General features: G+C 42.6%; 25 protein-coding genes. 14 read left to right on the top strand and 11 right to left on the bottom strand.

Annotated elements, in window-relative coordinates; all coding sequences use genetic code 11:
- Positions 1 to 302: 302 nt before the first annotated feature.
- The gene (locus P2W82_RS22010; protein ID WP_336518109.1) at positions 303 to 2,519 is read right to left on the bottom strand and encodes a carbohydrate binding family 9 domain-containing protein; all 2,217 of its coding nucleotides are present in this window, start codon (positions 2,517 to 2,519) and stop codon (positions 303 to 305) included.
- 148 nt (positions 2,520 to 2,667) lie between these two features.
- Here P2W82_RS22010 and P2W82_RS22005 point away from each other — a divergent pair, with 148 nt between their 5' ends.
- Complete coding sequence (locus P2W82_RS22005) at positions 2,668 to 3,972, top strand: 1-acyl-sn-glycerol-3-phosphate acyltransferase (RefSeq protein ID WP_336518108.1); 1,305 nt, start codon at positions 2,668 to 2,670, stop codon at positions 3,970 to 3,972.
- A 2-nt stretch (positions 3,973 to 3,974) separates the two neighbouring features.
- Here the strand turns inward: P2W82_RS22005 and trmD are convergent, their stop codons facing one another.
- Together trmD and P2W82_RS21995 are read right to left on the bottom strand one after the other, a co-directional pair.
- The gene (gene trmD / locus P2W82_RS22000) at positions 3,975 to 4,655 is read right to left on the bottom strand and encodes a tRNA (guanosine(37)-N1)-methyltransferase TrmD (protein ID WP_336518107.1); all 681 of its coding nucleotides are present in this window, start codon (positions 4,653 to 4,655) and stop codon (positions 3,975 to 3,977) included.
- Positions 4,656 to 4,689: 34 nt separating this feature from the next.
- Entirely contained in the window at positions 4,690 to 5,082 is a 393-nt protein-coding gene (locus P2W82_RS21995; RefSeq protein ID WP_336518106.1) for an RNA-binding S4 domain-containing protein, read from the bottom strand.
- 211 nt (positions 5,083 to 5,293) lie between these two features.
- Between P2W82_RS21995 and P2W82_RS21990 the strand changes: the two genes are divergently transcribed.
- The 3 genes from P2W82_RS21990 to P2W82_RS21980 all read left to right on the top strand — a co-directional run bounded on the left by P2W82_RS21990 (position 5,294) and on the right by P2W82_RS21980 (position 9,554).
- Entirely contained in the window at positions 5,294 to 7,474 is a 2,181-nt protein-coding gene (locus P2W82_RS21990; RefSeq protein ID WP_336518105.1) for a S9 family peptidase, read from the top strand.
- Between the two features lie 266 nt (positions 7,475 to 7,740).
- On the top strand, positions 7,741 to 7,950 hold the full coding sequence (locus P2W82_RS21985; RefSeq protein ID WP_336518104.1) for a hypothetical protein: 210 nt from the start codon (positions 7,741 to 7,743) through the stop codon (positions 7,948 to 7,950).
- A 230-nt stretch (positions 7,951 to 8,180) separates the two neighbouring features.
- Positions 8,181 to 9,554 (top strand): dipeptidase, encoded by a 1,374-nt coding sequence (locus tag P2W82_RS21980; protein ID WP_336518103.1) that lies wholly within the window; start codon positions 8,181 to 8,183, stop codon positions 9,552 to 9,554.
- Positions 9,555 to 9,594: 40 nt separating this feature from the next.
- Here P2W82_RS21980 and P2W82_RS21975 read toward each other — a convergent pair whose 3' ends face one another.
- Genes P2W82_RS21975 through P2W82_RS21965 form a run of 3 tightly spaced genes read right to left on the bottom strand, consistent with a single transcriptional unit; the run spans position 9,595 to position 12,381 of the window.
- Positions 9,595 to 10,128: a hypothetical protein gene (locus P2W82_RS21975; protein ID WP_336518102.1), complete on the bottom strand. Its 534-nt coding sequence runs from the start codon at positions 10,126 to 10,128 to the stop codon at positions 9,595 to 9,597.
- Positions 10,129 to 10,155: 27 nt separating this feature from the next.
- Positions 10,156 to 10,905: a superoxide dismutase gene (locus P2W82_RS21970; protein ID WP_336518101.1), complete on the bottom strand. Its 750-nt coding sequence runs from the start codon at positions 10,903 to 10,905 to the stop codon at positions 10,156 to 10,158.
- Positions 10,906 to 10,938: 33 nt separating this feature from the next.
- A complete protein-coding gene (locus P2W82_RS21965; protein ID WP_336518100.1) occupies positions 10,939 to 12,381 on the bottom strand; it encodes an LptF/LptG family permease in 1,443 nt (480 codons plus the stop codon).
- A 26-nt stretch (positions 12,382 to 12,407) separates the two neighbouring features.
- Between P2W82_RS21965 and P2W82_RS21960 the strand changes: the two genes are divergently transcribed.
- The gene (locus tag P2W82_RS21960) at positions 12,408 to 13,022 is read left to right on the top strand and encodes a hypothetical protein (RefSeq protein WP_336518099.1); all 615 of its coding nucleotides are present in this window, start codon (positions 12,408 to 12,410) and stop codon (positions 13,020 to 13,022) included.
- Between the two features lie 35 nt (positions 13,023 to 13,057).
- On the opposite strand, the gene P2W82_RS21955 is transcribed toward P2W82_RS21960, so the two are convergent.
- Positions 13,058 to 13,435, bottom strand: coding sequence for an START-like domain-containing protein (locus P2W82_RS21955; RefSeq protein ID WP_336518098.1), 378 nt, complete (start codon positions 13,433 to 13,435; stop codon positions 13,058 to 13,060).
- A gap of 300 nt (positions 13,436 to 13,735) precedes the next feature.
- Here P2W82_RS21955 and P2W82_RS21950 point away from each other — a divergent pair, with 300 nt between their 5' ends.
- The 4 genes from P2W82_RS21950 (at position 13,736) to rimM (ending at position 17,198) form a co-directional block, all read left to right on the top strand.
- Positions 13,736 to 14,602 carry a sigma-70 family RNA polymerase sigma factor gene (locus P2W82_RS21950; protein WP_336518097.1) on the top strand — a complete coding sequence of 289 codons (867 nt, stop codon included), beginning with the start codon at positions 13,736 to 13,738 and terminating at the stop codon, positions 14,600 to 14,602.
- A gap of 109 nt (positions 14,603 to 14,711) precedes the next feature.
- Complete coding sequence (gene ffh / locus P2W82_RS21945) at positions 14,712 to 16,034, top strand: signal recognition particle protein (protein ID WP_336518096.1); 1,323 nt, start codon at positions 14,712 to 14,714, stop codon at positions 16,032 to 16,034.
- A gap of 123 nt (positions 16,035 to 16,157) precedes the next feature.
- Positions 16,158 to 16,604, top strand: coding sequence for a 30S ribosomal protein S16 (gene rpsP, locus P2W82_RS21940; RefSeq protein ID WP_336518095.1), 447 nt, complete (start codon positions 16,158 to 16,160; stop codon positions 16,602 to 16,604).
- Positions 16,605 to 16,679: 75 nt separating this feature from the next.
- Positions 16,680 to 17,198: a ribosome maturation factor RimM gene (rimM, locus tag P2W82_RS21935; protein WP_336518094.1), complete on the top strand. Its 519-nt coding sequence runs from the start codon at positions 16,680 to 16,682 to the stop codon at positions 17,196 to 17,198.
- 188 nt (positions 17,199 to 17,386) lie between these two features.
- Here the strand turns inward: rimM and P2W82_RS21930 are convergent, their stop codons facing one another.
- Complete coding sequence (locus tag P2W82_RS21930) at positions 17,387 to 17,863, bottom strand: hypothetical protein (RefSeq protein WP_336518093.1); 477 nt, start codon at positions 17,861 to 17,863, stop codon at positions 17,387 to 17,389.
- A 68-nt stretch (positions 17,864 to 17,931) separates the two neighbouring features.
- Here P2W82_RS21930 and dinB point away from each other — a divergent pair, with 68 nt between their 5' ends.
- The 4 genes from dinB to P2W82_RS21910 all read left to right on the top strand — a co-directional run bounded on the left by dinB (position 17,932) and on the right by P2W82_RS21910 (position 21,587).
- Complete coding sequence (dinB, locus tag P2W82_RS21925; protein ID WP_336518092.1) at positions 17,932 to 19,077, top strand: DNA polymerase IV; 1,146 nt, start codon at positions 17,932 to 17,934, stop codon at positions 19,075 to 19,077.
- Between the two features lie 321 nt (positions 19,078 to 19,398).
- Complete coding sequence (locus tag P2W82_RS21920) at positions 19,399 to 20,037, top strand: peroxiredoxin (RefSeq protein WP_336518091.1); 639 nt, start codon at positions 19,399 to 19,401, stop codon at positions 20,035 to 20,037.
- A gap of 13 nt (positions 20,038 to 20,050) precedes the next feature.
- Complete coding sequence (locus P2W82_RS21915) at positions 20,051 to 20,746, top strand: phosphoadenylyl-sulfate reductase (protein WP_336518090.1); 696 nt, start codon at positions 20,051 to 20,053, stop codon at positions 20,744 to 20,746.
- Positions 20,747 to 20,939: 193 nt separating this feature from the next.
- The gene (locus tag P2W82_RS21910) at positions 20,940 to 21,587 is read left to right on the top strand and encodes a Pr6Pr family membrane protein (protein WP_336518089.1); all 648 of its coding nucleotides are present in this window, start codon (positions 20,940 to 20,942) and stop codon (positions 21,585 to 21,587) included.
- A gap of 14 nt (positions 21,588 to 21,601) precedes the next feature.
- Here P2W82_RS21910 and P2W82_RS21905 read toward each other — a convergent pair whose 3' ends face one another.
- Genes P2W82_RS21905 through rlmN form a run of 3 tightly spaced genes read right to left on the bottom strand, consistent with a single transcriptional unit; the run spans position 21,602 to position 24,663 of the window.
- The gene (locus P2W82_RS21905) at positions 21,602 to 22,342 is read right to left on the bottom strand and encodes an RluA family pseudouridine synthase (protein WP_336518088.1); all 741 of its coding nucleotides are present in this window, start codon (positions 22,340 to 22,342) and stop codon (positions 21,602 to 21,604) included.
- A gap of 20 nt (positions 22,343 to 22,362) precedes the next feature.
- Positions 22,363 to 23,352, bottom strand: coding sequence for a pseudouridine synthase (locus tag P2W82_RS21900; RefSeq protein WP_336518087.1), 990 nt, complete (start codon positions 23,350 to 23,352; stop codon positions 22,363 to 22,365).
- Positions 23,353 to 23,403: 51 nt separating this feature from the next.
- Positions 23,404 to 24,663 (bottom strand): dual-specificity RNA methyltransferase RlmN, encoded by a 1,260-nt coding sequence (gene rlmN, locus P2W82_RS21895; RefSeq protein WP_336518086.1) that lies wholly within the window; start codon positions 24,661 to 24,663, stop codon positions 23,404 to 23,406.
- Here rlmN and P2W82_RS21890 point away from each other — a divergent pair.
- Positions 24,583 to 25,719: a thiolase family protein gene (locus tag P2W82_RS21890; protein WP_336518085.1), complete on the top strand. Its 1,137-nt coding sequence runs from the start codon at positions 24,583 to 24,585 to the stop codon at positions 25,717 to 25,719. The two genes, rlmN and P2W82_RS21890, sit on opposite strands and share 81 nt — an antisense overlap.

The following is a 25,719-nucleotide window of genomic DNA, read 5'->3' as shown; positions in this document are numbered from 1 at the left end:
CAGTAGGCAGGAGAACGAAGGCAGAAGTTTTAGCTGACAGTTGATAGGTGCCTGTCGAGGAGATAAACCGTTTCGATTTGCAGGAATTAATTTTAAATAGGAACAACGCTGCCTTGTTTCTATATAATACCCTGGTCAATAAAACTCGGAATTAAAAAAATTGTCTATTTGAAAAAGCTTCAAATCCCAATGAAATTTTTCCGGGTGGCAAAAAATACCGGCTCGGGATGAGTTTTGCAAAGGATGCTTGTTACTATTAACTACTAACTGATTCTCCTGCCTCCCAACTCCTTACTTCTGCCTTAAAGATTCAGCCAATAATTCATCTTAAAAACAACTGCTCTGTTCTTGTTCTTAAACAACGGATCAGTAAAGTAGTTATCGGTATATACAAGAAAAATATCACTCATCGGTTTATAGCGCCATTGCAGGCGACTATTGAAATTGATATTGTTCCGCTGGCTGTTGTATTGAATAAAAGTTGTCCAGAAAAGATTGTTGGTGAAATTGATTTCAATCCTTGGAGCAATCAACAGAAGTTTGTCATCGCCGGTTGGTTCAGCAAAATGCAAAGATGAGTACACCAGGTCAAGACTGAAATTTCCCCAGGGCTGCGCACGGAAAGTTCCTGATACTGCCAGCTGGTACATTTCACCACTATAAAATCCACCTGCTACACCTTCCACACCAAAATAGATTTTTTTACGGTAGTCACTCTGAAACTCGAGACCAACCCTGTTGTACAAATATTTTCCCGGCATCAACGGAGCATTGTCAGTAACATTTGTAGGAAACAGGAGATTGGTCTGCGTGTTGTTGAATACAAAACGCAAGCCCATCGTGTTTTTGAACTCTACGAGGTAGGACATTTCTGTGGTGCGTTCATTCAATGTGTTATCCCTGTTCCACACAATATAGTTTTCCATTCCAAACCGGTGATTATTTACAAAGCCTGAAGACGGAAAAATCCGGTAGGTGGTTTCATTAAATAAATGCCGGAAGCCGACACGATAAATGGTATCCTTGAGTGCATCATAATTTTCAATGCGCTCAATATAGCCCATATCGGTGTAGTAATTATTCGTCAGGTCAGTGTAATCAAAAACAGAATTGAATTTTTTTCCAAGGTATCCGAAACCAAGATCTATAAAATGCTCATGCGTTTTTATATCAGGTTTGAATGATCGGTGATAACCTGTCCATGCATTCCATTTTCCGGTGATGTCGATAAAATTATACTCAAGACCGAAGTTCCTTCCGAATTCATCCAGCGGATTACTCTTGATATATTCGTCGTGACTGATCTGCTGACGATTCAGAAAATATCCTTTTACGACGGATCTTTTCTGTACCTGTTGATTGAAACTAACTGCTGTATAGTTCTGCGCCTGGAAATTTCCTTTTTTCAGACTCTGCATATTCATAACACCGAGCCTGAATTTTTTTGTAACGTTTCCGCTTAACCGAACACCGCCTGCAATGGGTATGGTGTTTCCTTCATTATCCAAACCGATCCTCCTGGAGTAAAACGGTTTTATCGGATCTATTCCGTAACCTGAAAAAAGATCATCATTCTCAAGAAAAAAAGTCCGTCGTTCCGGGAAGAAAATATTGAATCGTGTAAGATTTGTCACCTGCCGGTCCACTTCCACCTGGGAAAAATCCGGATTAACAGTCAGGTCAAGGTTCATTGAAGGGGTGATAGCGATTTTTGCATCGACACCTAAGCCAAGTTTGCTATTGGTTAATTCATTGTCTGCAAAAGCTGCTGAACCGGATATATAAGGTATCAGCGAAATATTCCTGCCAGGGGAAGGAGGAGGCTCATCCCAAATCAATGCGCCGGTATATCCAAAATCAAAAAATGGAAAGTTCACTGGCATATCCGTCCAGCTGCTGTATTGGTTGTTCTGCAGATCTGAACGAAGAAAATTGATTCCCCAGATTGCTTTGTCAGCTGAAAATCTCAAAGTACTGAAAGGGATAGCGATTTCTGCGGTCCATCTGTCTTCATATCGTTTTGTAGCTGAATACCACTTGTTATCCCAGCTGAAATTAAGGTTCCCTTCACCAGTGTTGATAGAGATCAGATCTTCTGTCTGAACATTATAGGGATTGATGGAAAAAAGAAATCCATTTGTTTTCTGATTGAAAGGATCAAGAGAAATACTCACCGCATCGCTGTCATAAATTCCATTATCCCGTTTCAGGGTTTGCACTATGATGGATTTGTTCTGCCACGCAACGATGGAAAAGTACAGGTTGCGCTGGTCATAAGTCATACGGATTTCGGTGAGTTGTTTTGCTGAATCCACATCATTGGGCCATTTTTCAAAGAAACGCTGGGTTGCTGTGGCCTGCTGCCATGAATCTTCGTCAAAAATACCGTCCAGCTTAATCAGTCCGGTCGCTTTTCTGATGTGCATACGAAAGCGTTCCTGCATGCTCACCACTGGCTGAGCATCGACATCGGCAAAAGCAAAGAGGAACCCCAGCAGCAATAGTCTTCGTTTTCTCATATACAGGATCGCGAATTTCGATCGATTTTACTGCGTGGCAAAAACCAATGGGAAAAATCCCGAATGTATCTGATGAATGGAAAATCATTCATGCCAGTGGCTGTTAAAAAGCATTTCCGGGTTTCAGTTGATTTCCTATCTTGGGTTTATGTTGTATTTCCTGGCCAAGGCGATCATGTGGCCGGCAACACAGGTTTTTTTCCGCAGGATGGTTATTTCCGGAGCGGAACATATTCCCAAAAACAAGCCGGTAATACTGATCGCCAATCACTCTGCTTCATTTCTGGACGCCATCGTAGTAGGTCTTCTCATCAGGAGGCCAATGTATTTTCTTGCACGCAGTGACGTATTTAAACCCCGCGCAAAAAAGTATATGAAAGGCGTACACATGATCCCTATATACAATGCGGAACACAGCAAAGAAGATCTCAGCAGGAATATGGAGACATTTGCTGAAGGTGAAGAGGTATTAAGGCAGAAAAAAATCCTGATGATTTTTCCTGAGGGCATCAGCCGCCGCGAAAGGATATTACTCCCGCTGAAAAAAGGAACTGCAAGGATTGCCTTCCATACGGTTTCAACACATGGCTTTGATATCGGCCTCGAAGTAATTCCTGTGGGGATCAATTACAGCTTTCATCGTTTTCGTGCAAGCGTGGTGGTTTCCGTTGGCGACAGCACAGCGATAGCTGATTATAAAACCATGTATGAAGAAAATCCTGCAAAAGCCATCAATGTACTTACACGCGAGCTGCAGGAAAAATTCAGTAATACAGTTTTATATGTCGACCAGGCTGAACGTACGGACCTCATCAATCAACTCCTTGAATATTTCAGGAACGATGCTATTCATCGGTCGGATTACCGGAAAAAAGACCTCGTGATCAGGGAAGAAAAAAGCATAGCCGATGACGTTAGTGAAATGGATGATGATACTGCCAGCGACGTTACTGAAAGTGTTTTCAGATACACACATAAACTGAGTAACCTGCGGTTGAATGACAGATCAATTATCCATCGCTATCATTCTATTTTCTTCCATTTTTTTGGATTGATCCTGGGGTTACCCGTAACACTTTGCGGTGCAGCAACAGGAATAGTTCCGGTGTTACTTGCGAAATACATTGCAGATAAAAAAGTAAAAAGAATCGATTGGTATACCAGCGTAAGCTGTGTTTTGGGTGGAATGCTGTTTGATATCTGGTTTATTCTTTTATTGATCGTTTCTGCATTTGTACAGCAATGGTGGTTTTTTATCGCCGTATTGTTATCACCGCTGACGATCTACCTTGCCATCCAATGGTGGGAAGCGTTCAAAATTTTTACCGCACATGCCCGATATCTTTTCCTTCGTAATGCAAAACCGCAGGTGATAAAGGACCTCGAAGATCTGAGAAATGAATTTAGTTTCTGGAGAACCAATAAAAATCTTCGCCGAAGATTGTTCAGATAGGATTATTCATCTTTAATAATATCGGGACGCCGTTCCTGCGTTCTCTTTACAGCTTCTTCATAGCGCCATTCATTTATTTTTTTGTGATCGCCACTCAGCAATATTTCCGGCACTTTCCAGTCGCGATATACTTCCGGGCGCGTATATACGGGCGGAGCCAAAAGATTATCCTGGAAGGAATCGAACAAAGCAGATGTTTCATCATTCAGAACACCTGGTAACAATCTGCCGATGGCATCAACCAATACGGCCGCAGCGAGTTCTCCTCCACTTAATACATAGTCCCCTATAGAAATTTCACGTGTTACAAAATGATCCCGTACCCGCTGATCGATGCCTTTGTAGTGACCACAGATCATCAGTATATTTTCCCTCAGTGAAAGTTGATTTGCGATTGGCTGTGAGAGTCTTTCTCCATCAGGCGTTAAGAAAATAATCTCATCAAATATTTTATCGGCAGATAATTCCTCAATCGCTTTTACTAATGGCTCACACATAATGACCATACCTGCGCCGCCGCCAAACTGGTAGTCATCCACCTGGCCATATTCATTTACTGCCCAGCGGCGGAGATGATGCACCGAAATTTCCAGCAGGCCTTTGTCCTTCGCACGTTTGAGAATGGAATGGTTAAACGGACTTTCCAGTAATTCGGGCAAAACGGTAAGAATGTGAATGTGCATGGATCAAAGATAAGCGCATTGGAAAAAATGCGATCTATTCCATGAATTCGTCAAGGTCGCGACGTTCTTTTTTGGTAGGCCGTCCGATTTTTGTTTTTCTTTTACCAGAATAAAAGACAGCAGCCTGGTATTCGAGACGTTGTTTTTCTTCTTCAGGAGTTTTGTCGGTATAAAATTTCACTGCCTCGGTGTATTGTACACGGTGGTCCAGCAACCCGCTGACCTGGATTACCCACCTGCGTGCTTCTGTTTTTACTTCATATTCATCACCAATATGCACAGTCCTGGATGCTTTAACACTATCACCGTTGAGCTTCACTTTTCCTTTATCACAGGCTTCGGCAGCCGCAGTTCTCGTTTTAAATAAACGAATGGCCCAGAGGTATTTGTCTATTCGGAGTTTTTCGTTTCCGGCTTCACTTTTCATAGTTAAAGTTAAAAGTTATATGTTGAAAGTTGAAGGTTTGAAGTCTGCAAAACTGTTTCAGCATTTGACAAGACAGGATAGCCGGTTCACCACCGGAAATAGCTGTTCGAACGAACAACCATGAACGAACAACGAAAAACGAATTCAGCCAACTTCTTTTAACTTTAAACATTCTACCCGCCTGCTGTCGGGCAGGCATTAAACTTTAAAAATGAAGTTCAACAAAATCCTCCTCCTCGTTTTTGTAATCACAGTTCCTTTTTTTGCTGTTGCCCAGAAGTCAAACGCATTGCGCTGGTCAAAGGATGGCGAAGCGATGATCCGTTTTGAGGGCGGGCAACTGAAGAAAACTTTTGTGGCAGATGGCCGGTCTGAAGTATTGTTTACCGCGGATCAACTCAAGGTAAATGGCACAATGATTCAACCCGCAGCTTATGAGTTTAGTGATGATCAATCAAAACTGCTGGTGTTTACCAATGCTGCCAGAGTATGGAGATACAACACGCGTGGAGACTACTGGCTTTTTGATAAAGCCACCGGCAAATGGCGACAGGTAGGAAAGGGCAGGCCTGCACAGTCGCTTATGTTTGCAAAATTCTCTCCCGACTTTTCAAAAATTGCTTATGTAAGTGCGCAGAATATTTATGTAGAAGATGTGAAAACCGGTGCAGAAACACAGCTTACTACAGGGGGTAACCGAAAGCTGATCAATGGTACTTTCGATTGGGTATATGAAGAAGAGTTTTATTGTCGTGACGGATTCCGCTGGAGCCCGGATAGCAGGTCGATCGCTTACTGGCAGGTAAATGCTGCTGATACAAGGGACTTTTTCCTTATCAATAATACCGATTCGATCTATTCAAAAGTAATTCCGGTCGAATATCCGAAAGTGGGGCAGCCGCCTTCGGCAGTTAGGATTGGTGTTGTTGGATTGACTGGCAAAATCACGAAATGGATGAATGTTCCCGGCGATGCAAAACAGAATTATATTCCGCGTATCGATTGGTATGGAAATGAGGTGATCATTCAGCAACTCACAAGAAAACAAAACGAAACTGTTCTCTGGCGATGCAATGCAGCAAGCGGCGAGGCGAAGAAAATAATCACTGAGAAAGATGCTGCCTGGATTGAGATGATGCAGAACTGGGATTCCGATTACGCTGATCGCGGTTTTGACTGGCTGAACAATGGCAAATCATTTCTATGGGCAAGTGAGAAAGATGGCTGGCGTCACCTTTATCTTATCGACGCTGCCACTGGCAAAGAAACACTTGTTACCAAGGGGGACTTTGATGTAATGAGCATCAATTGTGTCGATGAGAAAGGAGGCTTCGTATATTTTATCGCTTCTCCGGAAAATGCCACGCAGTCTTACCTTTTCAGATGTTCCCTCAATGGAGGATCTGCCCCCGAAAGACTGACTCCTGCAGAGCAGCAGGGTTCCAACAGTTATACTATTTCTCCCGGTGCGAAGTATGCATCACATCGGTTCACCAATCATAAAGTGCAGACCATTGCTGAATGGATCAGTCTTCCGGATCATAAAACGTTAAACAATGATTCACGACTCAAAACCGCATTGCAGAAAGCAGCATCGCAAACTTCTGCTACGGAATATATAAAGATAAAAACAGCAGACAATATTGAAATGGATGCGTTGGTGATCAGGCCAGACAATTTCGATCCTTCAAAAAAATACCCCGTGGTTTTTTACGTGTATACGGAACCGGCAGGTCAGCTGGTGCAGGACGAGTTTGGTGCCGGGTATAATTTTTTATACGATGGTGATATCAGTGCAGACGGATATTTCCAGATTGCGATTGATAATCGTGGAACACCGGTGCCGAAAGGACGTGAGTGGCGCAAATCGATTTACAGGAAAGTAGGGATTATCAATATTGATGACCAGGCTGCAGCAGCAAGGGAAATCCTGAAATGGAAATATATCGATCCGGAACGTGTGGCAGTATGGGGTTGGAGTGGCGGTGGCTCTGCCACATTGAACCTGATGTTCCGTTATCCGGAAATTTATAAAACCGGGATCGCGATCGCTGCTGTAGCTAATCAGCTTACCTACGATAATATTTACCAGGAAAGATATATGGGGCTTCCTTCGGAGAACATGGATGATTTTATAAAAGGTTCGCCGATCACCTATGCAAAAAACCTACAGGGAAATTTATTATACATCCACGGCACAGGTGATGATAACGTTCATTATCAGAATGCAGAATTGCTGTTGAACGAAATGATCAGACACAACAAACAGTTCCGTTTTTTCCCGTATCCTAATCGTACGCACGGCATCAGTGAAGGGGAGGGAACTTTTGATCATCTCAAAACATTGTACACACAGTACCTGAGAGAGAAATGTCCTCCGGGAGCGAAGTAGCGCGCAGGGGCGAATGTAGTTTGAAGGTGTGAAGGAGATTAAAGCGGGAAGATCTGAATACAAGACTGTACGCACTTAGAAAGAAGTCAATGTGAAAAATCATTTAATAAAAAAGGTATAGACGCCATGGACGGCGTCTATACCTTTTTTATAAGGCCAATAGCTCTCAATAATCAAAGACATATTAGTGGCCATATGAACAACGATACAGTATTAATTGCATCAGTTTTTGAAAAATAAAAAAACTTAATTGTGTTGGAAAAGGAATGGAGAAAGACTTCAAAAAAGAAGTGGGGCTAAAATTGTACTGGATTGGAGATGGCCGACATTTTAAAAAATCACTGCTTCAAGGCGCTTTTTACTTCCTGCCTCACTTCTTCCCTAAATTGGCTCAGCCTTTGGGGAAGCCTTCTACTCAAGGGTTAGTCGGTTCCGCAAAGGCTGATAATGGTTTGCAATCGGACACAAATATATAAACATGAATGATAACCAAAAATTTATGTCACTTATTTTCAGGAAACAATAACACTTTATAACAATTGATGATACATTAATTGCGTTCTCTTTTTTTATTTTAAGCGATTACTCTTTTAAAACTAATCTCAGAGTAACCCACACATAAATTAAAACGGCGTTATTACTGCTTTTGATTTCATTGGACGTGTTTAATGAATTTCTTATACATTCGTCCCTAAATATTTTTTTCATGGAGGCATGGAAGCGCTACCAGGATGAGCATAAAGAACGTTTTTTGAAAGAACTGATCGACTTGTTGAAAATTCCTTCAGTCAGCGCGAAGAGTGAACACAAACAGGATATGACGATCTGTGCTGAGGAAGTAAAGCAGCGATTGCTGGAAGCCGGCGCGGATAAAGCGATTGTGTTTGCGACAGAAGGTCACCCGATTGTTTATGGTGAAAAGATTGTAAATCCTTCATTACCGACAGTATTAGTATACGGCCATTATGATGTTCAGCCTGCTGAGCCGCTGGAGCTATGGAAAAGCGGGCCCTTTGAACCCGAAATCCGCGATGGTAAATTATATGCCCGCGGTTCCTGCGATGATAAAGGCCAGTTTTATATGCACGTGAAAGCATTGGAGATACTGGTGAAAACCAAAACGCTCAATACCAATATCAAATTCTGTATCGAAGGCGAAGAAGAAATTGGTTCTCCCAACCTTGCAAAGTTTGTTCAGACCAATCGTGACTTATTAAAAGCAGATGTCGTACTGGTAAGTGACACTGCAATGATCAGTCTCGAAACACCATCGATCGATGTGGGCGTTCGTGGCTTAAGTTATATTGAAGTGGAAGTGACTGGTCCGTCCCGTGATCTGCACAGCGGTGTTTATGGAGGAGCAGTTGCTAACCCAATCACCATGCTGGCAAAAATGATTGCTTCATGTCACGATGAAAATAATCATATCACCATTCCTGGTTTTTATGATGATGTGGTAGAAGCAACTCCCGAAGAACGTGAGATGCTGGCCAGGGCACCCTACAACGAAGAAACTTATAAAAAAGACCTGAACATTCCGGAGACCTGGGGTGAAAAAGGATTTACCGTTGCTGAAAGAACGGGCATTCGTCCCACACTTGAACTGAATGGAATCTGGGGCGGATATATCGGTGAGGGAGCTAAAACCGTATTGCCGTCAAAAGCATATGCAAAGATCTCCTGCCGCCTGGTACCGAATCAGAGTTCTGATAAAATAACCGCCATGTTACTGGACTATTTCAACAGGATTGCACCACCCGGTGTAACTGTAAAAGCAGAAGAACATCATGGCGGCGAACCCTACAGAACGCCTCTTGATTCATTAGCGTATAAAGCTGCAGAAGCCGCCATTACAGAGAGCTTCGGAAAAGCGCCTATCCCTGTACGTGGTGGCGGAAGTATTCCCATCTGCTCTCTGTTCGAAAAAGAACTAGGGCTGAAAATTGCATTTATGGGATTCGGATTGGACAGCGACAATCTTCATTCTCCAAACGAAAAATTCGAATTAAACAATTTTTATAAGGGGATAGAAACCATTCCTTATTTCCATAAGTATTTTACTGAAATGTCAAAGGGGTAGGCAGAGGTCCTGCTGCGAAAATTAAAGATCGGATTCAAGTTCAGGATCTCGCGTAGTCGTCACCATACATCAGTTTACGGACAATGACGACTATCCCGAATGGTATCACATACAAAAGAGCGAGTCCGAGCAGGATGAATTTAGTTATAGCAAAAAAAGCAGTGAGCAATACCGTCAGGTCATTGTAGTGATCTTCGAGAGATAACAGCATCAGTATATTTTCAAATACATCAAAGAGTCCTGCAATTACAGCACCAAAGGCGAGAACCACGCCCATCTTTGCAACGATTCTTCGAGTTCTTACGGATATACTTCCGCAAAGCGTGTAAAAAAGCAGGCTGTATAATGGAATAAACAGGAAGTCCAGCAGGATATTATTCTTCGCCGTGCCGATCATTGCTTCTGTTTCCCAGGTTTGGAGAATATTTTTTACTTCTGTTGTTGTACCCGCAAGTTCAAGAGATACAATCCCCAGGGGCGTTTCTTTTGTTTCCAGCCGGCCCTGGATCCTGAGCAAAAGAAACACTCCAAGAGTGGCTATAAAAAAGAAAAGAATAATCCGAATGTTAATCATGGTTGCAGAGCCGGTATTGAAAATAAGTTATACCAGTGCGTCATAACGTTTTTGTACAAAATCCCAGTTGATAATATTGAACCAGCTGGTTACATAATCTGCTCTTTTGTTCTGGTATTTCAGATAATAAGCGTGTTCCCACACATCGATCCCAAGCAAAGGAACACCTTTGATAGTGGAAACATCCATCAATGGATTATCCTGGTTTGGTGTTGATCCGATCTGTAATTTTTTGTCACCATCAACATATAACCAGGCCCAGCCTGAACCGAACCTTGTCATTGCAGCTTCTGAAAGTTTTGATTTAAACTGATCCATCGATCCAAAACTTCCTTCAACTGCATTGCGTAATTTGCCTGCTGCTAACTGTGATGTTCCCGGACCCATCACTTTCCAGAACAATTCATGATTGTAATGTCCACCACCATTGTTGCGCATCTTCGGTGTGAAGCCTGATACTTTTGCCAATATGGCTTCCAACGTAAGACCTTTGGCAGCTGATTCCGCTTCCACAGCTTCTTTCACGGCCTTCGAATAAGCCGCTGCATGTTTAGTATAATGGATCTCCATTGTTTTTGCATCAATGGAAGGCTCGAGAGCGGCATATCCGTATGGAAGAGGTGTCTGATCCAATGGCGTAGGAGGCAATGGATAACCTGCCGGTTGCTCATTAGTTCTGAATGATTGTAAAGCAGGTACTGCTGAAATAGCTCCGGCGATCACGCCTCCCGTTAAAGTGGTCTGCAGGAATTTTCTGCGGGATGAACGAATTGACATGGCTAATTTTTTATGAAGTTAAAATGAATTGACTTAACTGTTCTTTTTAAATAAACTATGCCAACCGGTTCTCACTGTCCTGAATGTTCTGAAGTAAAATTCAGAATTGAATAACTGGGAATCATTCATTGCTTTATAAATGAGGAAAAAGCTCACCGGCATCAATGCGTATACACATAACCACATTCCTCCAAAAGCAGTGGTGATATCCTGCCGTACGAATTTTTCACCAAACATATATAACAGGTGAAATATGAGGAAAAATATCACGGCAAAAACAAGCGGCATTCCTAACCCACCCTTACGTATAATCGAACCGAGTGGTGCACCAATCATAAACAATACAAAACATGCGAATGATAACACAAATTTCCTGTGCCATTCGATGAGGTAAAAGCGTATGTCTTTTCGCCTTTGCTGGTATTCGAGATTGACAATATCCAGTGACGAACGCATCATATTCATTTTATCAGCTGCTCTTGATGACACAAGACTTTTCGCACTGTCGGGAATGATCTGGATATATTGTTTGACAGTATCTGCAATGACCGGTTTCTTTGACTTCCATCCGCTGTCCATTTGTTTTCTGAATAGAAAATATCCTCCCACTTCACGTGAAATTCTCTGGGCCAGCGGTCCTTTGATCGCTTCCTGGAGACTGTCAATCGCCCTGTCAAGTTGCGCTACATCCAGCATCGCATAATTATTTTTGAATGCACTGTCGGGTGTTTTTAAAACATCAAAACTGCTCAGGTCAAATGATTTTTTATATTCTTTGAAACCCAGCCTGTAAAACTCCGTTTCAGCAGTATTGAATTGTCCCTTCTCCTGGTATCTCCACCCGTTACGAAGATTGAATTCAAGAAATTTTTTATCGGCACTAACAGTCATAATACCACTTTCCGCAACTATTATATTATCCTGTAGTGCAAACTGATTTTCATATATAATCACATCATGGATGGTGTTACCATCCTTTTCCTTACTTCCTACCTTTATGGCAAATCCGGGAATTTTGTCATAAAAGATACCCTCCTTGATGTCGAATGCAGGTTTTGCTACACGGATGTCAAAAAGCATGGTGGTAAACTTCAATTGCGCCACCGGAATGATGTAGTTGGCAAACAGAAATGCGAGTACACACAACAACAAACTCACTACCAGCAACGGGCGCATAAAACGAAGCAATGGAATGCCTGCTGACTTAATCGCCACGAGTTCAAAGCTTTCGCCCAGGTTCCCAAAAGTCATTATTGATGATAGTAATACAGCCAGTGGAAGTGCGAGTGGCACTGTATTTATGGCAACGTATCCTGTAAGTTTTAAAATACTTATAATGTCGAGACCTTTACCAACAAGATCATCGATATATTTCCAGAAGAACTGCATCACCAGAACGAACATGGTGACGAAGAAGGTGGCAATAAATGGCCCTATAAAAGCTTTTAATATAAGAGTGTCTAATTTTTTGATCACGGTAAGAAGAGAAAAAATAACAAGGGATGACAGATTTTACAAAAATAAGGCTTTCAGCAGAGGAACTCCGGCTGGTAACGGATGCGGATTTCATTTTAACAAAGAATGGGATTATTGAAAAGGTGTATGGTATGTACGGAGGTCTTTCGGAATGGATGCAGAATGCAGTGATTCCTTTCCAGCAGGAACTCAACGAAGTTTTGGATATTTCTCCCAAAATTTCGCGTGGTGAAAATTACCTCGGTCTTCCTTTTGTGATCCTGGATTATCCCCGTTACTTCAGGACGCATGATATTTTCGCAATCAGAACGATGTTCTGGTGGGGAAAGTTTATGAGTGTCACTCTGCATCTGAAAGGGAATTACAGGGAACACTATCATCAACGCATAATCGAAGAATTCCATACCATTTCACAACTGGGATTTTATGCAGGTGTGGGTCCTGATGAATGGGAACATCATTTCGGGGAGGATAATTATCTTCCTGCAGCAGTGATTGAGCCTGATGAATGGCTGGAACTGTACCAGGCCCGGGACTTTACCAAACTGGCAATTAAGTTTCCGCTGGATCAATGGGAAGAACTTCCGTTGCGTATAACAACGGTTTATTCAACCATCCTTAAAATATTAGGTGGTAATTAGCCATCAGCTGGCGTCCATTGCCGGAATACCAGGTATCAGTTTCCTAAACGATAGAAAAGATCATTCACCTGGAAATCCCAGAGACGTTTCTGGTCAGGGATTTCTTTTTTCTCTGAAAAATCTTTGATCACCAGGATGGTCTGGCTGGTGACTTCTGATTTTTCTATGGCGAACTCGAAGTATTCATTCTTAGGGCCATTCAGCCAGTGAAAACGAACAAATTTATCTTCCTCCGCTTCGATCATCTGCGCCTTATCGGTATTTCCATTCCAGGTGAAAGAGAAGACACTGTCCCGTTCATCTACTTTGTCAGCAAACCATTCCTGTAAACCGGCAGGCGTTGATAAAAATTCATATAAAATCGTGGGCGAACATCTCACAGGGTATTCCAGGGTGTACAATTGCTTACTCATCTTTTGATTCAATTAGTCTAGCTCACAGTCATTCTGACTGTATCCGTGCAAGTATAGAAAATAATCTGTTGCCGCAAAATATTTTTTGGCATTTGTTCACCCCGCATGGTGGGAAAAAAACGTCATTAGATTTTTGAAATAAGTAACTGACTATCTTTCAATTATTTATGAAAAAAATGTGGATTGTGATTGGCCTTTACGGGTATGCGCCTTTAACAATATCTTAAAAGAGTATCCGTTTAAGCTGTGTTAATCCGTACAGCCAAAAAGGCAAAACCAAAAAAGTGCCCTCCTATGAGTATGCGTCAGCTCAAAATCACGAAATCTATTACAAATCGTGAGTCGCAAAGTCTTGAAAAGTATCTCCAGGAAATCGGTAAGGTGGAAATGGTGAGTGCTGAAGAAGAAGTACAACTGGCGATGCTCATCAAACAAGGCGATCAACGTGCCCTTGACCGCCTGACAAAGGCAAACCTTCGATTTGTTGTTTCTGTTGCGAAACAGTATCAGAATCAAGGTCTTTCACTTCCAGATTTAATCAACGAAGGTAATCTCGGCCTGATCAAAGCAGCACAGCGCTTTGATGAAACAAGAGGTTTCAAATTCATTTCTTACGCAGTATGGTGGATCCGTCAAAGCATCCTGCAATCACTGGCTGAACAGTCGAGGATTGTACGATTACCATTGAATAAAGTCGGTCTCGCCAACAGGATTAACAAGGCTTATCAGCAGCTGGAACAGGAGTTCGAGCGCGAACCCTCGGTAGAAGAACTGGCTGATATTCTTGATCTCGAAATCGAAGAGATCTCAGCAACACTCAGTATGGGCAGCAGGCATGTGAGTATGGATTCCCCTCTTTCCGACGGAGAAGAGAGTACATTGGTTGATGTTATGGAAAATCCGAATTCGGAAGCTGCCGATGAAGAGCTTGACCATAATCAATCGATGAAACAGGAGATCGAAAGATCGCTGAACACATTGACCGAGCGCCAGCAGGAAGTACTTCGCTTTTTCTTCGGAATCGGTGTGGATCATCCGATGAGCCTGGAAGATATCGGCGAAAGATTCAGCCTCACCCGCGAACGCGTCAGGCAGATCAAAGACAAAGCCATTACACGTTTACGAAATACTTCAAGAAGCAAACACCTGAGAAGCTATTTGGGGTAGAAACGTTAAACGTAGAACGTTCAACGTTCCGCGTAAAACGTATATTTGCATCTCATTTTAAGTGAACATCAATGATGTTCACTTTTTTATTGGTTAGAAAAACACGGTTATGTTTGAAAATCTCAGTGATAAACTTGAATCGGCGTTTAAGCAACTCAAGGGTGAAGGAAGGATCAACGATCTGAATATTGCCACCACAGTAAAGGAAATCCGAAGGGCTTTGATTGATGCGGATGTAAACTTTAAGATTGCTAAAGAATTTACGGATAAGGTCAAGGATAAGGCAGCTGGTGAGAAGGTAATCAATGCCGTTAGTCCGGGACAGCTCATGGTTAAGATCGTAAAGGATGAGCTTACCGAATTGATGGGCGGTGTTGAAAGTGATTTCAATATCACGGGCAATCCTGCAATTATCCTGATTGCTGGTTTGCAGGGTTCGGGTAAAACTACATTCAGCGGTAAGCTGGCCAGTTACCTGAAAACAAGAAAGGGGAAATCTCCCTTGCTTGTAGCGGCTGATATCTATCGTCCCGCGGCGATTGATCAGTTGAAAGTATTGGGGGAGCAGATTAAAGTTGATGTGTACAGTGATCCGGAAAACAAGGATGCTGTTGCCATTGCGAAACAGGCAATTGTTGAAGCACGGGCAAAAAACAAGAATGTTGTTATCATAGATACTGCCGGTCGCCTTGCCATTGACGAAGTGATGATGAACGAGGTAGCAGGAATAAAAGAGGCGGTAAAACCACAGGAGATCTTGTTCGTAGTTGACTCCATGACCGGCCAGGACGCAGTGAATACTGCCAAGGCTTTCAATGATCGTCTTGATTTTAATGGCGTTGTACTTACGAAACTTGATGGTGATACGCGCGGTGGTGCGGCATTATCGATCAGGTATACTGTTAACAAGCCGATCAAGTTCATCAGCAGCGGAGAAAAGTTGGATACCCTGGACGTATTCTATCCGGAGCGTATGGCTCAGCGTATCCTGGGGATGGGTGATATCACTTCACTTGTTGAAAAAGCACAGGCGCAGTACGACGAAGCGGAAGCAAAAAAACTGGAGAAAAAGATCAGGAAAAACCAGTTTGATTTCCAGGATTTTCTTGATCAGCTGCAGCAGATTAAGAAAATGGGAAGCCTGAAAGATCTGATGGGCATGATACCCGGAATGGGCAAGGCGATCAAAGATGTTGATATCAGTGATGATGCGTTTAAGGGTGTGGAAGCGATCATCAATTCCATGACACCATTCGAGCGTGCCAACCCGAATGTGATCGATATGAGCCGGAAAAAGCGCATCGCTGCCGGTTCGGCGAAGGATATCTCCGATGTAAATCAGTTCATGAAGCAGTTTGAGCAAATGAGGGAAATGATGAAAATGATGAACAAGATGCCAATGGGCGGTAGAATGGGTTTTGGGCGCAGGTAGTGGATAATTTTTTAAGAAATGCTTTGTAATTTTGTTTTGTGAAATAGGCCGTTAGCCTTATCTTCGCAAACTTATTAGTTGAAACCTTTTTAATAAACAACCCGCAAAAAATTTCTATTTTTTATGGCTGTAAAGATTAGATTACAGCGTCACGGGAGCAAAAAACGACCCTTCTACTTTATCGTTGTTGCCGATGCCCGTGCGCCCAGGGATGGTAAATTCATCCAGAAGATCGGCACTTACAATCCTTTAACTGTTCCTGCTACTGTGCAGATTGATCGTCAGAAAGCATTGGAATGGCTTCACAAAGGAGCTCAACCCACAGACACTGTAAGAAGAATTCTTTCTTACAAAGGAGTACTCTACCTGAAACACTTGTTGCGTGGTGTTACGCTCAACCTTTTTGATGAAGCCACTGCAATGACGAAGTTTGCTAAATGGCACGAAGAGCATGAGGCAAAAATCAGGCAGCGTCAGGAAGAATCTGCGCGTGCGCGTAGAGGTAATCGCAGACAGGGTCCTCCAAACCGTCGCATGGAAAGAAGGCCAGGCGAAGCAAAACCGGAATAGTACCTGCTGGTAAGATATCACAGAAAGCCCCCTGATCCGGGGCTTTTTGTATTTTTCAGACGATAAGAACAGCTAATGGATGAACAGTATATCCGTGTAGGTTCAATCGTAGGAACCTACGGAACAGAAGGTGAAATTGTATTGAAACACAACCTCGGAAAAAAATCTTTATTCCCGGGAGTGGAAAGCTTTTTTGTTGAAGTATCCCGTGGGAGTTATATCCCCTATTTCCCACTGCAGATCCGCGGGAAGAATAATGAAGAAGTAATCATCCGGCTGGATTCGGTGGCATCAAAAGAAGCGGCGCAGCTGCTGTTGAAAAAGCAGGTATGGCTACCCGAAAGCCAGGTCAGTAAACTTGCTGCTAAAAATGCACCGGTTTCCCTCCTTGGATACACAGTTCTGAACAATAAAGAACCCTTAGGCCTTGTGGAAGAGGTGATTGAACAACCACAACAGATTCTGCTCCGGATCGAGATCAGTAAGAAAGAAGTGCTGATCCCGTTAAATGAATCGACGCTCGAAAAAATAAATCACTCAAAAAAACAGATACTGGTGAATTTGCCTGAAGGTCTACTGGAAATTTATCTTTAAGGTTTATCGTAAAACGTCGAATGTAAAACGTAAGCTGTTGCTCGAAAGATATTTTTTAGAAATGCAAGTAGATATTTTAATATATTTTTTGCGGCTGCATTGATTACAAAGCAAATATGATCGCAAATTGCAGTGCTGGTCGCTTCGCAGGTTCTGACGTTCAACGTTTAACGTTCTACCTTCCACTTTCAGCGTTTTACTTCGTAAATGAACTCCGCCATCAGCTTCATCCTGAAGTAAAGATTACTGAGTTTGAGTGTGACTTTCGGGCTGATTTTTTCTACTGATCCGTTGTTTAATTTTTTCAGATTTTTGAGTGACTGAATTTTTTCATCGATCTTATCCATCAGTTTTTCGGTTGTCCATCCCAGGTATCTGAGGTTGCGTTCATCCCTGATATGGATTTTCTGAATTTTACCTGCCTTTATCTTTTTAAAAGGAAAATTTTCTTTAATGGCAGTTCTGTATGCCTCATTACTGAGCAAATCGATGAGATTATCATAGGTACCGGTATTTTCATAAGCCTCCTTATATAGATTAAGATTATCTCTCAGTTCCATCAATACCTGTTTTCCTGTAACATCACTTGATTTAGATTCTTTGTGCAGAAATCCGATCAGTTGTTGCAAAGGAGCAACGGTTGAACTAAGCCAGGTCCATGTCATAGCCATTCTTTTGTAATCGGTGAATTTACATCATATTAGCCGGTACAGAAATCTGTAAATTTGATCCCTTGGAGAAGCAACGATATATCGCTCATTTCGACCTCGATGCATTTTTTGTGGAAGTGGAGATCCTAAAAGATCCATCGCTTCGCGGAAAACCGTTGATTGTGGGAGGCAGCCGCGATCGTGGTGTTGTAACGACCTGCAGTTATGAGGCAAGGAAATTTGGAGTTGCATCAGCCATGCCCATGAAAAAGGCCATGCAGCTTTGTCCGCAAGCCATATTGTTGCAGGGCTCGCGTGACAGGTATAGTCATTATTCAAGAATGGTGACAGAAATTATTGCTGCAAAAGCACCACTATTTGAAAAGGCTTCTATCGATGAGTTTTATGTTGATATAACGGGAATGGATAGGTTTTTTCAGCCTTTGAAATGGACAATAGAATTACGTGAAGAGATCATGGAGAAAACCAAACTTCCTATATCATTTGGCCTTGCGTCGAATAAAATGATCGCAAAAATGGCTACAAATGAAGCGAAGCCAAATGGTTATTTGCAGGTGTTGCCGGGAAGAGAAAAGGAATTTCTTGCACCGTTACCACTCAGTCGTTTTATGGGCGTTGGTGAGCACACGCTGAAAAATCTGCATGCGCTTGGTTTTTCAACCATTGGTGACCTCGCCTCTTATCCGCTGGAAGTTTTAGAAAAAACAGTGGGAAATTATGCCGTCGATTTATGGCATCGCGCACAGGGTCAACACCACAGTGAAGTGCATGCCTATCATGAATCTAAATCAATTTCCAACGAAAACACTTTCGAAGAAAATACCAATGACATGGAATTCCTGATGAGCCAGCTGGTAAAGATGACAGAAAAAGTCGCCTTCAATCTTCGCAATGATGATAAGATGGCTGGCTGTCTGGCAGTAAAAATCAGGTATCCGGATTTTGAAACGACGTCAAAACAATCCTCGATCCCCTATACTTTTTTTGATGACGAACTTATTCCTGTAGCAAAGACTTTGTTTCACCAGCTTTATCGTAAAGGTGAAAAAATTCGACTTTTAGGCGTCCGGGTCAGTGAACTCACCCGCGAGGCTCTGCAAACCAATCTTTTCAGCGATCCCGCACGCAAGGCCGGACTGTATAAAGCTATTGATGATGTTAAGGACCGGTTTGGCAGGGATGCCGTAGGAAGCGGCGGAAGTTTCTAGCCTGTAACTTTTTATCGGGACCGCAGCCAAAAGCCGGAATGCGGGAGCAGCATTTGTAAAGTGTTGATTGTGCGTTCATAAAATCGTAACCATGGCAGCTCCGATTGTTTAATAATCTTATGCAGTTCACCCTGTAAATAAATGAACGCTGCATTTTTTAAACGAGAATCCCGGAGATCTGATGCCTGGCGCCCCCTGCGTGCTTCCTTGGCTGTTCAACTATGGACTATGGACTATGAACCGGCTGTTAAATAAGTCTATAAATTTTGTCGGCTTCTCAAATTCTCCTAAATTCGTCGCTCATTCAAAAATTTACCAATTATGGGATTACGTTTAGGAGACATAGCTCCCAACTTCCAGGCAACGACTACTGAAGGTGAAATTGATTTTTATGAATATCTCGGCAATAGCTGGGGCATTCTGTTTTCACACCCGGCCGATTATACTCCTGTATGCACTACCGAACTCGGTAAGACCGCAGCTTTGAAAGAAGAATTCAGAAAGCGTAATGTAAAGGTGCTCGCGGTAAGTGTTGACCCGATTGATAAGCATCGTGGTTGGGTGAAAGACATTAACGAAACTCAGAAAGTGAATGTTGAATTTCCGATCATCGCGGATCCGGATCGTAAAGTGGCTGACTTATATGACATGATTCACCCGAATTCTTCTGAGAATTTCACAGTGAGATCATTGTTTGTGATTGGTCCTGATAAAAAAATCAAACTTACTATTACTTATCCTGCTTCCACTGGAAGAAACTTTGTTGAAGTACTGAGAGTGATCGACTCATTACAGCTTACAGCTAATTACAGTGTAGCAACTCCTGCTGACTGGAAAAACGGTGAAGATGTAATTGTTGTTCCTGCAGTTTCCACAGAAGATGCAGTGAAGAAATTCCCGAAAGGTTTGAATGTGGTTAAACCTTACCTGAGGTATACTCCACAACCTAATGTTGACTAATTAATTCTTTTCGATGACGCTTGAATCCTTACAGGAGGAACTGAGTCAGAAAGATATCAAAGCACAGTTACTCCACCTGGCAAATTTGTTTCCAGGTGGAGTTTGCTTTTCCACTTCACTTGGCCAGGAAGACCAGGTGATAACAGATATTATTGCCCGGAATAAAATTCCGATCCGCATTTTCACATTGGATACTGGCCGATTGTTTTATGAAACTTATGAATTGGTCGATCGTACACGCGCCAGGTACAAGATCGATATTGATGTGTTTTTCCCAAGACACGAAACCGTAGAAGAACTGGTAACAAAAAAAGGCTTCACGAGTTTTTATGACTCCGTCGAAAACAGGAAAGAATGCTGCTTTATCAGGAAAGTTGAACCACTGGGACGCGCACTTGCGGGTGCTAAAGTCTGGATCACCGGATTGCGTGCTGATCAGTCGGCGAACCGTCATGATATGCCGCTGGTCGAGAGGGATGAACAACGCCAGTTAATTAAATTTAACCCGCTGATTCATTGGAGTTTTCAACAGGTACTCGATTACCTTAAGGAATTCAACGTTCCCTACAATCCCCTTCACGATAAAGGATTTGTCAGCATCGGATGTGCGCCATGTACCCGTGCTATCGAACCCGGCGAAGATCCCCGTGCCGGAAGATGGTGGTGGGAAGAATCCAAAAAGGAATGCGGTCTTCACGTAGCTTCCTGATTTCTCCTCATCTAATTTCACCTGTCAGATTTCTGTTTGAGAATTCGAAAAATTTTTTAAGTTCGCATTGCACTTGTCTATTCAAGATGCTGACACCCACCTCATTTATATATCCACCCCCAATTGGTAGTATTATTTTTCTGATCCCTGGTTAACTGTTACCCCCATTCTATAACCCGGATATTTTTCGTTTATGAGGATTCAGCAGCCTGGAGCTGAAAGGACCATTCTTTTAATCACGGCAATCACTGCATGGTTTGCCCTGGGGCTACAATTTTATTTGTCAATTTATACATCAGGTAAAGACCTGACGGAAGCGATCACACGTTACTTTAGCTATTTCACCATCTGGATCAATCTTGTTATCGCTGTTTGTTGCGCAATCTCTTTAATGCCCGGCAGCAATCGAATGAAATCATTTTTTAAAAAACCCGCCGCTGTTACTGCAATTGCGGTTTATATTACTGCCGGTGCAATTGTGTACCATACAGTCTTGAGAAAAATCTGGAACCCGGAAGGCATCAACCGCGTGGCAGATGAACTTCTTCACCTGGTTGTGCCGGTACTGTTTCTGATGTACTGGTTGTTTTTTACCACGAAATCGACACTGAAATGGAAGCATATTTTTTTATGGTTGATATTTCCGTTTGCGTACCTGCTGTTTGCTTTGACTTGTGGCGCGATCGATCATTTTTATCCCTATCCCTTTCTTGATGTAACGATCAACGGATTAAATACAGTACTACTGAATTGTGTGCTGATGATTGTAAGCCTGGTCATTTCAGCTTTGGTGTTTATCACTTATGGGAAAATGGAAGGAAGTAGTACGCAAAAACTGTAAGCAGAAAAGATTGATCAGGCTTTTGGTTTGTTTACCCCTGTCCATTTTTCCAGCTGCTTCAGGGTAGCCTGCATATCCTTAAACAGTGGAGCTTCAATCAATGATTTTTGCCCTTGTTGATTCTGAAATTCAAGACTGTATGCATGTAGTGCCAGTCTGTTCATCAAGGGCTGCTCTTCTTCAGCGTCTTTCGAGAGTTTAAACTTTTTCTTTTTTATTGTAGAGAGAAGGAGTGGTGTATTTGTTCCATACAACGGATCACACACAACAGGATGCCCGGCGTCCTGCAGATGAACGCGGATCTGGTGTGTTCTTCCTGTTTCAATGTTTAGTTGCAACCAGCTATACGACTGAAAAGTTTCCACTACGTTAAAATGAGTAATTGCCGTTTTGCCCTTACGGCTAACAGCCATTTTCCCCTTTACCTGAAAGTGTTCACCAATGGGCTGATCAAAAGTTCCGGATGAACTGCTCATACGTCCATGTACAAGAGCGTAATATTTTTTTTCAACAGAACGCGATTCAAATAACTGTGAATAGTACTTATGTGCAGTAGCATTTTTTGCAAATAAAATCAAACCGCTGGTATCTCTGTCGATTCTGTGTATGATGAACAAATCATCATACTGTTCACGTAGGATAGTTTTCAATGATGGTAATGTGGGATCAAAACGATCGGGAATGGTCAACAGGCCGGAAGGCTTATTTAAAGCAATCAGATCATCATCTTCAAAAAGAACCTGTATTTGTGCCATTCTTTATTTCAATCGACTGTCTATTGAAAATCGTCGTCTGCCTGCGATTTATTCTTGCGGATAAAGGAGCTATTCATAAATTTCAGTAACCTCACTTCTTTTTCTTTCAGGAAACGCCATTTGCCACGTTCAACATCTTTTTTGGTAAGGTTACCAAACATTACCCGATCGAGATTTTTTACATCATAACCGAGTGATTCAAACATTCTTCTTACGATGCGGTTTTTCCCACTGTGTAATTCAATACCAATGATCGACTTGTCTTTGGCATCTGCATAAGCTAAAGCATCCGCACGAACCGGGCCATCTTCCAGTACGATACCATTCAATATTTTTTCGAAGTGAGCTTTTGTGAGGATTTTGTCCAGCTTTACTTCGTACATCTTTCGAACTTCATATGACGGATGTGAAAGTTTCTGCGTCAGTTCGCCATCATTCGTCAACAACAAAACGCCAGTTGTATTTCTATCCAGTCTGCCGATAGGATATACCCTTTCATTTGTTGCTCCCTTGATCAACTCCAGCACAGTTTTTCTTCCTTGCGGATCTTCTGAAGTTGTGATATAGTCTTTGGGTTTGTTTAAAAGAATATATACCAGATTTTCTGCAGGATATAATTTCTTTCCACCGTACACCACCTCGTCACTCGTTTTTACTTTGAAACCAGGCTCGGAAACCACATTGCCATTCACTTTTACTTTTCCTTCCCGAACAAGTGTAGCGGCATCTCTGCGGGAACATATTCCTGCATGAGCAATATATTTATTCAGCGGCATCTCATTATTCTGTTTCCTTATAATAACAGGTGCCTTATGATCGCTTGCAGTGGCTTTATTGGGTGCATGCGGCTGCGATTGAAAAGCGGCTCTTTTTTCCTGCTTCTTTTTTTCAATTGCATCTGACCTTTCCTTTTTGAATTTCTTTTTCTGCTGACGGATCTCTTCCTTGATTACACTGTTTTTTTTCTTTGGCAGAAATTTTTCAAAATTGCCTGCTGGTTTTTTAGTCATGAAGTGTAACTGAAGTATTTAAGAATATATTTTGGAGAAGATCTTTAAGTCTTAAGCTGTTTTTACATCACCTGCTTTATTGGCTAGCTGGCCGCATGCTGCATCAATATCCTTTCCACGGCTGCGTCTCAATCTTGCATTGACCCTGTTTTTTCCAAGGTATTGCATGAAAAACTCAATTCTTTCCTCAGATGGTTTTGTGAAGCGTGCGAAATCAATAGGGTTGTATTCGATCAGGTTGACCAGGTCGGCAGGTATCTGGCGATACGCTTTAATCAATTCTTCAGCATCTTCCTGGCTATCGTTAAACTGGTTGAAAAGAATATACTCCAGTGTTATTTCATTTCCGGTTTTCTTATAAAAATAATTGAGTGCATCAATCAACGACCTGAGATCATTGGTTTCGTTGATCGGCATGATCTCGTTTCTCTTCCTATCGTTTGCCGCATGCAGCGATAATGCCAGTTTGAATTTGACATTATCATCCCCCAGCTGTTTGATCATTTTCGCAACACCGGCTGTAGACACCGTGATCCTTTTCGGGCTCATCGCCAGCCCGTCAGCAGCGGTAATTCTTTCAATGGCCTGAAGGACATTTTTATAATTCAACAGGGGTTCGCCCATTCCCATAAAAACAATATTGGTCAGTTTTTTACCATTGACCTTCATGTTTTGCTGATTGATATGAACTACCTGGTCGTAGATCTCATCAAAATTCAGGTTGCGCTTGCGCTCCATATACCCCGTCGCACAAAACTTGCAGCTCAGGCTGCAACCGATCTGGGAAGAAACACAGGCTGTGAATCTTTGGTCCGAAGGTATCAGAACACCTTCGACCAGGTGACCATCAAAAGTTTTAAATCTTGATTTTATCGTTCCATCTGAGCTTTGCTGGACCGCATCAATTTTTAAACTGGGAAAGCTGAAATTTTCGTTCAGTTTTGCCCGGAGGTCCTTGGAAAGATTGGTCATGTCCTCGAAACTGAACGCATGTTTTTGCCATAACCACTCCCACACCTGTTGTGCACGGAATGATTTCTCACCCATTTCCTGGAATACTGTTTTCAGTTCATCAGGGTTTAACTGCCTGATATTCCGTATCGACGCCACTTTCATCCGGCAAAGATACGGCATCGTCTGTTGCTGGCCCGGGCGACTTATATTTGAAAGATGAAACCTGTCTTCGTTGTTGATGCGCTTCGTTCCCCCATTGGCCGGTATGGCGGTTCGTTGAGTTCTAAAAGGCCGGATGATCTGCTCGCCGATATGATCGTTGCCATCCTTCGGCGCAATCCAAAAATGGATGTCCATCTGATTGAAGATGTGATTGCAGGGGCGGCAAATCAATCAGGTGAGGATAACCGGAATGTTGCCCGGATGGCGGCCTTACTTGCAGGTTTGCCGCTGGAGGTTGCCGGTACTACAGTCAACAGACTTTGCGCTTCGGGATTACAGGCTGTCATGGACGGTGCGAGGGCCATTGCTGCGGGTGATGGTGAAGCGATCATCAGTTGCGGAGTGGAAAGCATGTCCCGCGCGCCTTTTGTAATGGGAAAACAGGAAGAGGGATTTGGACGAAAAACAGATCTGTTTGATACCACGCTCGGCTGGAGGTTTATTAACCCTGCTCTCAGGGCAAAATATTACCCTTTTACGATGGGTGAAACAGCAGAAAATATAGCGAAACACTGGAAGATTTCCAGAGAGGCGCAGGATCAGTTTGCATTTTCATCCCAGGAAAAATATGCAGCTGCCGCAGCAGCAGGGAAGTGGAAAGATGAACTTGTTCCGGTAAAAATATCGGGAAAAAAAGACGAAGTAATGGTTGATACTGACGAACATCCTCGTCAGACTTCCCTGGAAAAATTAGCGGTTTTAAAACCGGCTTTTGCAAAAGAAGGGAGTGTTACCGCGGGAAACTCATCGGGAATTAATGATGGCGCGGCCGCAGCAATATTGGCAAGTGAAGATCTTATAACAAAAAATAATCTTGCACCGCTGGGAAGGATTGTCTCGATGGCCGTTGCAGGTGTTGATCCATCAATAATGGGCATCGGCCCGGTACCGGCTACACGAAAAGCATTGAAAAGGGCCGGGCTGGAGATTAACGATATCGGTCTTGTTGAGCTCAATGAAGCATTTGCGTCTCAGTCTCTCGCATGTATACAGGAACTTGGTATTGATCCCTCAATTGTCAATGTCAACGGCGGGGCGATAGCCATTGGACATCCGTTGGGTTGCTCAGGTGTGAGAATTAGTACAACCTTACTTCACGAAATGAAAAAACGAAAAATCCGCTACGGCCTGGCCACCATGTGTATTGGGGTAGGACAGGGAGCCGCAGTGATTTTTGAAAATGCCATGTAA

It is taken from the genome of Pollutibacter soli (assembly GCA_029269725.1).
Classification (GTDB): Bacteria; Bacteroidota; Bacteroidia; order Chitinophagales; family Chitinophagaceae; genus Pollutibacter; species Pollutibacter soli.
This window is presented reverse-complemented; position numbering and strand designations above follow the sequence as displayed.

What these genes read in the sequence shown, in the direction of transcription:
- rpsP (WP_336518095.1), top strand. Translation starts at nt 16,158, where the DNA reads ATGGCTGTAAAGATTAGATTACAGCGTCACGGGAGCAAAAAACGACCC.
- P2W82_RS21995 (WP_336518106.1), bottom strand. Translation starts at nt 5,082, where the DNA reads ATGAAAAGTGAAGCCGGAAACGAAAAACTCCGAATAGACAAATACCTC.
- ffh (WP_336518096.1), top strand. Translation starts at nt 14,712, where the DNA reads ATGTTTGAAAATCTCAGTGATAAACTTGAATCGGCGTTTAAGCAACTC.
- P2W82_RS21960 (WP_336518099.1), top strand. Translation starts at nt 12,408, where the DNA reads ATGACAGATTTTACAAAAATAAGGCTTTCAGCAGAGGAACTCCGGCTG.
- P2W82_RS21970 (WP_336518101.1), bottom strand. Translation starts at nt 10,905, where the DNA reads ATGTCAATTCGTTCATCCCGCAGAAAATTCCTGCAGACCACTTTAACG.
- rlmN (WP_336518086.1), bottom strand. Translation starts at nt 24,663, where the DNA reads ATGGACATCCATTTTTGGATTGCGCCGAAGGATGGCAACGATCATATC.
- P2W82_RS21900 (WP_336518087.1), bottom strand. Translation starts at nt 23,352, where the DNA reads ATGACTAAAAAACCAGCAGGCAATTTTGAAAAATTTCTGCCAAAGAAA.
- trmD (WP_336518107.1), bottom strand. Translation starts at nt 4,655, where the DNA reads ATGCACATTCACATTCTTACCGTTTTGCCCGAATTACTGGAAAGTCCG.
- rimM (WP_336518094.1), top strand. Translation starts at nt 16,680, where the DNA reads ATGGATGAACAGTATATCCGTGTAGGTTCAATCGTAGGAACCTACGGA.
- P2W82_RS21980 (WP_336518103.1), top strand. Translation starts at nt 8,181, where the DNA reads ATGGAGGCATGGAAGCGCTACCAGGATGAGCATAAAGAACGTTTTTTG.
- P2W82_RS21905 (WP_336518088.1), bottom strand. Translation starts at nt 22,342, where the DNA reads ATGGCACAAATACAGGTTCTTTTTGAAGATGATGATCTGATTGCTTTA.
- P2W82_RS21955 (WP_336518098.1), bottom strand. Translation starts at nt 13,435, where the DNA reads ATGAGTAAGCAATTGTACACCCTGGAATACCCTGTGAGATGTTCGCCC.
- P2W82_RS21910 (WP_336518089.1), top strand. Translation starts at nt 20,940, where the DNA reads ATGAGGATTCAGCAGCCTGGAGCTGAAAGGACCATTCTTTTAATCACG.
- P2W82_RS21985 (WP_336518104.1), top strand. Translation starts at nt 7,741, where the DNA reads ATGGAGAAAGACTTCAAAAAAGAAGTGGGGCTAAAATTGTACTGGATT.
- P2W82_RS21950 (WP_336518097.1), top strand. Translation starts at nt 13,736, where the DNA reads ATGCGTCAGCTCAAAATCACGAAATCTATTACAAATCGTGAGTCGCAA.
- P2W82_RS22005 (WP_336518108.1), top strand. Translation starts at nt 2,668, where the DNA reads ATGTTGTATTTCCTGGCCAAGGCGATCATGTGGCCGGCAACACAGGTT.
- P2W82_RS21990 (WP_336518105.1), top strand. Translation starts at nt 5,294, where the DNA reads ATGAAGTTCAACAAAATCCTCCTCCTCGTTTTTGTAATCACAGTTCCT.
- P2W82_RS21930 (WP_336518093.1), bottom strand. Translation starts at nt 17,863, where the DNA reads ATGACATGGACCTGGCTTAGTTCAACCGTTGCTCCTTTGCAACAACTG.
- P2W82_RS21975 (WP_336518102.1), bottom strand. Translation starts at nt 10,128, where the DNA reads ATGATTAACATTCGGATTATTCTTTTCTTTTTTATAGCCACTCTTGGA.
- P2W82_RS21915 (WP_336518090.1), top strand. Translation starts at nt 20,051, where the DNA reads ATGACGCTTGAATCCTTACAGGAGGAACTGAGTCAGAAAGATATCAAA.
- P2W82_RS21920 (WP_336518091.1), top strand. Translation starts at nt 19,399, where the DNA reads ATGGGATTACGTTTAGGAGACATAGCTCCCAACTTCCAGGCAACGACT.
- P2W82_RS22010 (WP_336518109.1), bottom strand. Translation starts at nt 2,519, where the DNA reads ATGAGAAAACGAAGACTATTGCTGCTGGGGTTCCTCTTTGCTTTTGCC.